Origin of the sequence: Streptomyces synnematoformans (assembly GCF_039531005.1) — a bacterium.
Taxonomy (GTDB): Bacteria; Actinomycetota; Actinomycetes; order Streptomycetales; family Streptomycetaceae; genus Streptomyces; species Streptomyces synnematoformans.
Map to the genome: position 1 here is coordinate 1 of NZ_BAAAPF010000322.1, position 7,768 is coordinate 7,768.

The 7,768-nt window shown below is 74.8% G+C and carries 8 protein-coding genes; 3 read left to right on the forward strand and 5 right to left on the reverse strand.

Features of this window, described 5'->3' with window-relative positions; translation table 11 throughout:
• Positions 1-4: 4 nt before the first annotated feature.
• Positions 5-940, reverse strand: a complete 936-nt coding sequence (locus ABD317_RS30540) for an SIS domain-containing protein (protein ID WP_344294066.1) — start codon at positions 938-940, stop codon at positions 5-7.
• Between the two features lie 272 nt (positions 941-1,212).
• On the opposite strand from ABD317_RS30540, the gene ABD317_RS30545 reads away from it, so the two are divergent.
• Complete coding sequence (locus ABD317_RS30545) at positions 1,213-2,493, forward strand: ABC transporter substrate-binding protein (protein ID WP_344294068.1); 1,281 nt, start codon at positions 1,213-1,215, stop codon at positions 2,491-2,493.
• 91 nt (positions 2,494-2,584) lie between these two features.
• Here the strand turns inward: ABD317_RS30545 and ABD317_RS30550 are convergent, their stop codons facing one another.
• Positions 2,585-2,830 carry a DUF3263 domain-containing protein gene (locus tag ABD317_RS30550; RefSeq protein WP_037783506.1) on the reverse strand — a complete coding sequence of 82 codons (246 nt, stop codon included), beginning with the start codon at positions 2,828-2,830 and terminating at the stop codon, positions 2,585-2,587.
• 37 nt (positions 2,831-2,867) lie between these two features.
• Between ABD317_RS30550 and otsB the strand changes: the two genes are divergently transcribed.
• The gene (gene otsB, locus ABD317_RS30555; protein WP_344294071.1) at positions 2,868-3,728 is read left to right on the forward strand and encodes a trehalose-phosphatase; all 861 of its coding nucleotides are present in this window, start codon (positions 2,868-2,870) and stop codon (positions 3,726-3,728) included.
• 89 nt (positions 3,729-3,817) lie between these two features.
• Here otsB and ABD317_RS30560 read toward each other — a convergent pair whose 3' ends face one another.
• Complete coding sequence (locus tag ABD317_RS30560; protein ID WP_344294073.1) at positions 3,818-4,675, reverse strand: alpha/beta fold hydrolase; 858 nt, start codon at positions 4,673-4,675, stop codon at positions 3,818-3,820.
• Between the two features lie 106 nt (positions 4,676-4,781).
• Between ABD317_RS30560 and ABD317_RS30565 the strand changes: the two genes are divergently transcribed.
• A complete protein-coding gene (locus ABD317_RS30565; protein ID WP_344294075.1) occupies positions 4,782-5,318 on the forward strand; it encodes a CGNR zinc finger domain-containing protein in 537 nt (178 codons plus the stop codon).
• Between the two features lie 30 nt (positions 5,319-5,348).
• On the opposite strand, the gene ABD317_RS30570 is transcribed toward ABD317_RS30565, so the two are convergent.
• Together ABD317_RS30570 and ABD317_RS30575 are read right to left on the reverse strand one after the other, a co-directional pair.
• Entirely contained in the window at positions 5,349-6,752 is a 1,404-nt protein-coding gene (locus tag ABD317_RS30570) for an alpha,alpha-trehalose-phosphate synthase (UDP-forming) (protein WP_344294077.1), read from the reverse strand.
• A 243-nt stretch (positions 6,753-6,995) separates the two neighbouring features.
• A partial coding sequence (locus ABD317_RS30575; protein WP_344294079.1) for a glucosyl-3-phosphoglycerate synthase occupies positions 6,996-7,768 on the reverse strand: 773 nt, incomplete at its 5' end.

Here is a 7,768-nt window from a genome sequence, read left to right on the forward strand (position 1 = left end):
CGGCCTACCGGAGGACGACGCTGCGGGTCAGGTTCCGGGGGCGGTCCGGGTCGTGGCCCTTCGCCTCCGCCACGGCCACCGCCAGTCGCTGCGCCCGTACCAGGTCCGCCATCGGGTCCAGCCCGCGCGCCGTGGACTCCGCGCTCAGGTGGCCGCCGACCCGGGCCACGTCCGCCGCCAGCCCCTCCGGCAGCTCGCCGAAGTGCCACACCGCCCGCCCGGGGCCGGTGATCGCCATCGGGCCGTGCCGGTACTCCATCGCCGGGTAGCTCTCGGTCCAGGCGCCGGCCGCCTCGCGCATCTTCAGCGCCGCCTCCGCCGCAAGACCGCAGGTCCAGCCCCGGCCCAGGAACGTCCACTGCACCGCCGCCGCCAGCTCCGGCGGCAGCGGCTGCGTCACCGCCAGCTCGGCGTCGACCGCCGCGTCCGTGACGGACTTCACCCCCGCCGCCGGCGCCCCGTGCCGTTCCAGACCGGCGCGCAGCAGCGCCAGCGCCGTCGTCGCGAACCGGGTCTGCACCACCGACTCCTCGTCCGCGTACGCCAGCGTGACCAGCTCGTCCGCGGCCGTGGCGACGGGCGTGTCCGGGTCCGCCGTGAGGGCGGTGGTCGCGGTCCCCGCGGTGCCGCGCACCGCCGCGAGCAGGTCCAGCACCTCGGTCGTCGTCCCGGACCGGGTGATCGCCACGATCCGGTCGTACCGCCGGCCCGCCGGGAACTCCGAGGCGGCGTAGGCGTCCGTGTGCCCCTGCCCGGCGGCCTCCCGCAGCCCGGCGTACGCCTGCGCCATGAACCACGACGTGCCGCAGCCGACGACGGCCACCCGCTCCCCTGGCCGCGGCAGCCCGGCGGCGCTCTCCGCCTCCCGCCGGGCTCGGCGCCAGCAACTCGGCTGGGTGGCGGTCTCGGCGGCGGTGCGGGACGGTTCGGCGGCTGCCATGAGGTGCGGCTCCCTGGTTGTGCTGGCGTACGTACGTCTCACGCGCTCCGTGCCGGTGCCGACCGGCACGGACCGTGCGCGCTTTCGTGCCGTTCCGCGCCCGTTGGCGTGCGGTTCAGCTCGCGGTCTCCCTATCAGCCCGGCACCCGGTGCGGCAACGGCGGCCGGGGACGGGGGTTACGGAAGTGATATCCGTCTGGTGTAGACCTGGGAGGGGCGTTCCGGTCAGACTCGCCCCCTCAGATGATTCTGATACGAGATGGGCTAAAGCTGTGCAGCGGCGTGGATTTCTGAAGGCGGCAGCCGGTGCCGCGGGTGCGGCGGCCCTACCGCTGAGCGCATGCGGGGACGGCAGCGGCGACGGCGAGGTCACGCTGAAGCTGGTGGCCGCCGAGTACGGCACGGGCGAGTCGGACACCTCCCGGCGGTACTGGGAGCAGCTCGCGGCGAAGTTCTCCAACCAGACGTCGGGCATCTCGGTCGACGTCGAGATCATCCCGTGGGAGGACATCGACGCCAAGGTCGACAGGATGGTCGAGGACGGCAACGCGCCGGACATCGCGCAGATGGGCCCGTACGCCGCATACAGCTCCCGCGACCTGCTCTACAGCACCGACGAGCTGCTCTCCATCACCACCCAGGCCAACTTCGTGCCCAGCCTCGCCGGCGCCGGCGAGGTCAACCGGGTCCAGTACGGCATGCCGTTCGTGTCCAGCTCGCGGCTGCTGTTCTACAACAAGACGCTCTTCGAGGCGGCGGGCCTGGGCACCGACCCCGAGGACGCGCCCAAGGACTGGGACGAGCTGCTGGACGCCGCGCAGGCGCTCAAGGACGCCGGGGTGAAGATCCCGTACGCGCTCCCGCTCGGCCCCGAGGAGGCGCAGGCGGAGACGCTGATGTGGATGATCAGCGGCGGCGGCGCGTACACGGACGACGTCGGCAGCTACACGATCGACTCCGAGCAGAACATCCACACCTTCAACTGGATACGCGACAACCTGGTCGGCGCCGGCCTCACCTACGCCGCGCCCTCCGAGACCAACCGGCGCACCGCCTTCGCCGACTTCGTCAAGGGCGACGTCGGCATGCTCTTCGGCCACCCGACGCTGATGCAGGACGCGCGGCAGGAGAAGGTCGACTTCGGGATCGCCCTGAAGCTGCCCGGCCGGGACGGCCCCTCGGAGTCCACCATGGGCGTCGCCGACTGGATCATGGCGTTCAAGGCCAACGGGCACCGCTCCGAGATCGGCAAGTTCCTCGACTTCGTCTTCGAGGACACCAACGTGCTGAAGTTCACCCAGCGCTACGACCTGCTGCCGACGACGGTCTCCGGGGTGGAGAGGCTGAGCGAGGGCCGCAAGGACCTGCAGCCGTTCCTGGACCACCTGCAGACCGCCGTCTTCTACCCGGACAACAAGACGTCGTGGGCGCGGGTGAACGCGGAGCTGAAGAAGCAGATAGGCAAGGCGGCCGAGGCCGGCGGCGAGCCGCCGGAGCGGGTGCTGGCGAACCTGCAGAGCATCGCCGAGTCGGCGTCGACGCGCGAGGAGTGAGCGCGGCCCGCGGGCGCGCCGTGTGCCGCCCGCAGGGGCGCGCCGCGTGCCGCCGGGCCGTACGGGGCCCGGCCGGGCCCGTACGGGCCGCTCAGCCCTCCCGGGCGTCGCGGCGGGACTGCCGGACGCGCCGCAGCCGCTGCACCGTGACCGGGTCGTGCGCCAGCGCCCGGGGGTCGTCCAGGAGCGCGTTGAGCACCTGGTAGTAGCGCGTCGGGGAGAGCCCCAGCCGCTCCCGGATCGCCCGCTCCTTCGCCCCCGGCGCCGGCCACGCGCGCTTCTCCAGCGCCAGGACGGCCAAGTCCCGCTCGGTCAGCGCCGGGTCACTCGCAGACATGCCCTGCACGTTACCGCGGCCCGGTAGGGTCCTGGGCATGGGCAGCACCTCCGCAGCACAGCTCCCCGTTCCACGCACCGAGGCGGGCCGCGCCGGCCTCGCGGCACTCCTCGCCGATCCGGAACAGTCCCTCGTCGCCTTCGACTTCGACGGCACCCTGGCCCCGATCGTCCCCGACCCCGACGCCGCCCGGGCCCACCCCGGGGCCGTGCCCGCGCTGAGCCGCCTCGCGCCGCGCGTCGGCACGGTCGCGGTCATCACCGGCCGGCCCGCCGCGGTGGCCGTACGGTACGGCGGCTTCGCCGGCGCCACGGGCCTGGCGCACCTGCGGGTCCTCGGCCACTACGGCTCCGAGCAGTGGGACGCCGCCACCGGCACCCTGCGTACCCCCGAGCCGCACCCGGGCGTGGCGGCCGTGCAGGCCGAGCTGCCGGGGGTGCTGGAGACGGCGGGCGCCTGGCGGGGCACGTGGATCGAGGACAAGGGCCGCGCCGTCGCCGTCCACACCCGCCGCGCCGAGAACCCCGCGGACGCCGCCGAGGCGCTGCGCAAGCCGCTGGACGACCTGGCGGCGGCGCACGGCCTGGTGGTCGAGCCGGGCCGCTTCGTCCTCGAACTCCGCCCCCCGGGCATGGACAAGGGCCGCGCCCTCACGGCCCTGACGCACGAGACGTCCGCCCGCGCCGTCCTCTACGCCGGCGACGACCTCGGCGACCTCGCGGCGTACGACGCGGTGGCCGCGCTGCGCGCGGAGGGCGTGCCGGGCCTGCTGGTGTGCAGCGCGGCGGCGACGGGTGAGGGCGCGGACGCGCTGGCGGACCGGGCGGACCTGACGGTCGACGGGCCGGGGGGCGTGGTGGACCTGCTGACGACGCTGGCGGCGACGCTGGGCGCGTAGTACCGGGTCCCCGGTCCCGGGTGGGCCCGGGGGACCCGGTCGCCGGCTGCGCGCCCGCCAGGCGTGCCCGCCCGGGTGCGCGGGTGCCCTCAGTCGGACAGCCCGCGCAGGAAGTCCCGGATCAGCCCCGCGCTCTGCGTGAACCGCGTGGTGAGCGGGAAGTGCCCGGCGTCCAGCAGCTGGACCCGCGCGTCCTTGGCGTCGCGCGCGAACGCGCGGGCGCCTTCGGGCCCGAAGATCTCGTCGTGCCGCCCCCACGCCGCGAGTACCGGCGGCTGGTGCACGCGCAGGTACTCCTGCCAGTCGGGGTACCGGGCCGGGTTGGTGCGGTAGTCGAGGAGCAGGTCGAGCTGGATCTCCTGGTTGCCGGGCCGGTCGAGCCCCGCCTGGTCGTGCACCGCGAGCGCCGGGTCGACCAGCGAGGTGTCCGGGACGCCCTGGTGGTACTGCCAGCGGGTGGCCTCCGGGGTGACCTGCGCGCGCATCGCCTCGCGGTGCCCCTCGGGGTCGGCCCAGTAGGCGCGGATCGGGTCCCAGAAGTCGGTCAGGCCCTCCTCGTAGGCGTTGCCGTTCTGGCTGACGATGCCGGTGACGCGCTCGGGGCCGCGCAGGGCGAGGCGGAAGCCGACGGGGGCGCCGTAGTCGTGGACGTAGATCGCGTAGCGCCGGACGCCGAGCTGGTCCAGCAGGTTGCCGACGACGTCGGCGAGGTGGTCGAAGGTGTACGCCCACTCCTCGGCGGGCGGCGCGGAGCTGAGCCCGAAGCCGGGGTAGTCGGGGGCGATGACGTGGAACTCGTCCGCCAGCTCCGCCATCAGCGGGGCGAAGCCGACCGACGAGGTCGGATAGCCGTGCAGCAGCACGAACGTCGGCGCCGCCGGGTCGCCGGCCTCCCGGTAGAAGATGTCGAGGCCGTCGACGCGGGCGGTGCGGTGGCGGATCGTCACGAGAGGCTCCAACCGTCTAAGTGAGTTTGACTGGTTAAGACGGTCAGAACCGTAAGCATGCCCCCGCTAACCTGTCAACTCGACTTCAATGGTTATACTGGTGCGCATGGCCCGACCGCTGACCGGGGAACCGCTGGCCCTGGACCTGGTGAACACCTGGTGGATCGACCAGGGGCGCGCCGTCGACTTCTTCGACGAGCCGCGCGGCGTGCGCCGCTGGCTCGCCGAGCACGGCCTGCCCGACGGCGCTGGGGATGCCGGCGGCACCGCCGTCGCCCCCGACGCCGTACGCGAGCCGCTGACCGCCGCCCGCGACGCCCTGCGCGCGGCGCTCGCCGGGGACGAGCAGCCGCTCGACGCGATCCTGGCGCACGGCGCCCGCCGCCCGCTCCTGCGCAACGGCACCGCCGCCTCGGAGGTGGTCGTCGACGATCCCGCGTGGCTGCCCGCCTGGTGCGCGGCGGCCGACCTGGTCCGCCTCTACGCGGAGCGCCCGGACCGGATCCGCGCCTGTGCCGACTCGGCGTGCGTGCTGTGGTTCTACGACGTCAGCAAGAACGGCCGCCGCCGCTGGTGCTCGATGGAGGGCTGCGGCAACCGCGCGAAGGCGGCCCGCTTCCAGGACCGCCACCGCACGGGGTGACCGGCCGGCGGCACGTACGCGCGCCGCCGCCTACCCGCGCAGCGCGTTCAGCTGCGCCAGGAACCACTCCTGCGGCGGCAGCGCGGTGGCCGCCGCCGCCAGCCGCTTGGTGCGGCGGGCGCGTTCGTCGCGCGGCATCGACAGCGCCGCGTGCAGCGCCTCGGCCGTGGCCTCCACGTCGTACGGGTGCACCACGAGCGCGTCCTCGCCGAGGTCCGCGTACGCGCCCGCCTCCCGCGACAGCACCAGCGCGCAGCCGTCGTCCGAGACCACCGGGATCTCCTTCGCGACCAGGTTCATCCCGTCGCGCAGCGGGTTGACCAGCGCCACGTCCGCCAGCCGGTATGCGGCCAGCGAGCGGGCGAAGTCGTCCTCGACGTGCAGCACGACCGGCTGCCAGCCGTCCGTGCCGTACGACTCGTTGATCTCGTCGGCGAGGCGGCGCACCTCCGCGGTGTAGTCCCGGTAGACGGCGAGGTCCTGCCGCGACGGGTACGCGAACGCCAGCTTCACCACCCGCCCGCGCCACTCCGGCCACCGCTCCAGCAGCCGCCGGTACGCGAGCAGCCCGCGGACGATGTTCTTCGACGGCTCGGTGCGGTCCACGCGCACGACGACCTCGCGGTCCGCCTCGCCGACCTGCGTGCGCAGCGCCGCCATCCGCTCGGCCACGTCCGGGCGCCGCGACCGCTCGCGCAGGAAGCCGGCGTCGGCGCCCAGCGCGTGCACGTCGACCCGGGTGGCCCGCTCCCCGCGCGCGTACTCCTCGCCCAGCACGTCGCGGCAACAGGCGGTGAACGCCTCGGCCCACCGGCGGGTGTGGAAGCCGACGCGGTCGGCGCCGAGCAGGCCGCGCAGCAGCGCGGCGGCGATGTCGTCGGGGAGCAGCCGGAAGTACTCGGGCGGCGCCCAGGGGGTGTGCGTGAAGTGCCCGATGCGCAGGTCGGGGCGGCGCTCGCGGAGCATGCCGGGCACGAGGCACAGGTGGTAGTCCTGCACGAGCACGGCGGCGCCCGGGGCGGCGCCGTCGGCGAGGGCGTCGGCGAAGGCGCGGTTGTACGCCTCGTACGCGGCCCACCGGCGGCGGAAGCCGGCGTCGAAGACGGGGGAGACGGGGATGTCGTAGAGCATGTGGTGGACGAACCACAGGACGGAGTTGGCGACGCCGTTGTACGCGTCGTGGAAGACGTCCGGCTCGATGCCGAGCATCCGCACCCCGGGCTCCCCCACCCCCCGCCGCACGGCCTCCCGATCCCCGTCCCCGAGCGCGGCACACACCCACAACGCCCCACCGTCGCCCTTCACGGCACTGAGCCCCGAAACGAGCCCGCCACCGCCCCGCCTGGCGTCGAGCCCGCCGTCGTCACGGACGGCGTACGAAACGGGCCCGCGGTTGGACGCGACGAGAAGGGAAGCACCCGAGGACTCGACCATGCCGCGAGCCTAGCCAGACCGGCCCCCCGCGAAACGCAGGAGCGACGGTGTGGCTGATCCGGACCGGGGGGGGGAGGGCCCAGGCGGAAGTCGGGGCGGAGCCCCGCGGGGGTCCGGGGCACAGCCCCGCCGGGGTCCGGGGCGCAGCCCCGTGGGGGTTTGGGGGCGCAGCCCCCGGGGGGTCTCGGGGCGGAGCCCCGAGGTTCGGGGAGGGGCGGGTACGGGGATCCCCCCCGCCCGGGTCTACGCCACCGTCGTCCCCGGTCCCGCCTCCCCGCCCCCGCCGCGGCCCACCCGGCGACGGCTCTCCCGGTACTCCGGAATCTCCCGCACCGGCGGCCGCTCCTCCGTGTCCACCCCGTACGTCCGCGGCTCGAACACCCCGTCCACCCCCCGCTCGAACTGCGTCAGCCGCGGCCGTACCAGGTGCCCCCGCGCCAGCCGCAACTGCGCCGTGCGGTAGATCGCCGCCGCCATGCGGCCCAGCGCGCGGTCGTCCTGGTGGCGGTGGCGGCGGACGCCGACGTCGACCTGGGCGAGGGCGTCCAGCCCCACCGTGTGCAGCGCGTCGACGAGCAGCCCCAGCTCCACCCCGTACCCCACGGGGAACGGCAGCCGCTCCAGCAGCGACCGCCGCGCCGCGTACTCGCCGCCCAGCGGCTGGACGAAGCCGGCCAGCAGCGGCCAGTGGAGGTTCAGCAGCGGCCGGGCCACGAGTTCCGTCACACGTCCGCCCTGGGCGACCGCCGAGCCGGCCACCGGCCTGTCGTACACCGCCTTGACGAACTCCACGTCCGGCTCGGTCAGCAGCGGGCCCACGATCCCGCTCACGAACGCCGTGTCGAAGTCCTGCAGATCCGCGTCCACGAAGCACACGATCTCGCCGCGGGTCGCCAGCAGCGACCGCCACAGCACCTCGCCCTTGCCCGGCACCGGCGGCACCCGCGGCAGCACCTCGTCGCGGCGCACCACCCGCGCGCCGGCCGCGGCGGCGACCTCCGCCGTACGGTCGGTGG

Coding starts and splice junctions, on each gene's coding strand:
- ABD317_RS30570 (WP_344294077.1), bottom strand. CDS start 6,752: ATGGTCGAGTCCTCGGGTGCTTCCCTTCTCGTCGCGTCCAACCGCGGG.
- ABD317_RS30540 (WP_344294066.1), bottom strand. CDS start 940: ATGGCAGCCGCCGAACCGTCCCGCACCGCCGCCGAGACCGCCACCCAG.
- otsB (WP_344294071.1), top strand. CDS start 2,868: ATGGGCAGCACCTCCGCAGCACAGCTCCCCGTTCCACGCACCGAGGCG.
- ABD317_RS30550 (WP_037783506.1), bottom strand. CDS start 2,830: ATGTCTGCGAGTGACCCGGCGCTGACCGAGCGGGACTTGGCCGTCCTG.
- ABD317_RS30565 (WP_344294075.1), top strand. CDS start 4,782: ATGGCCCGACCGCTGACCGGGGAACCGCTGGCCCTGGACCTGGTGAAC.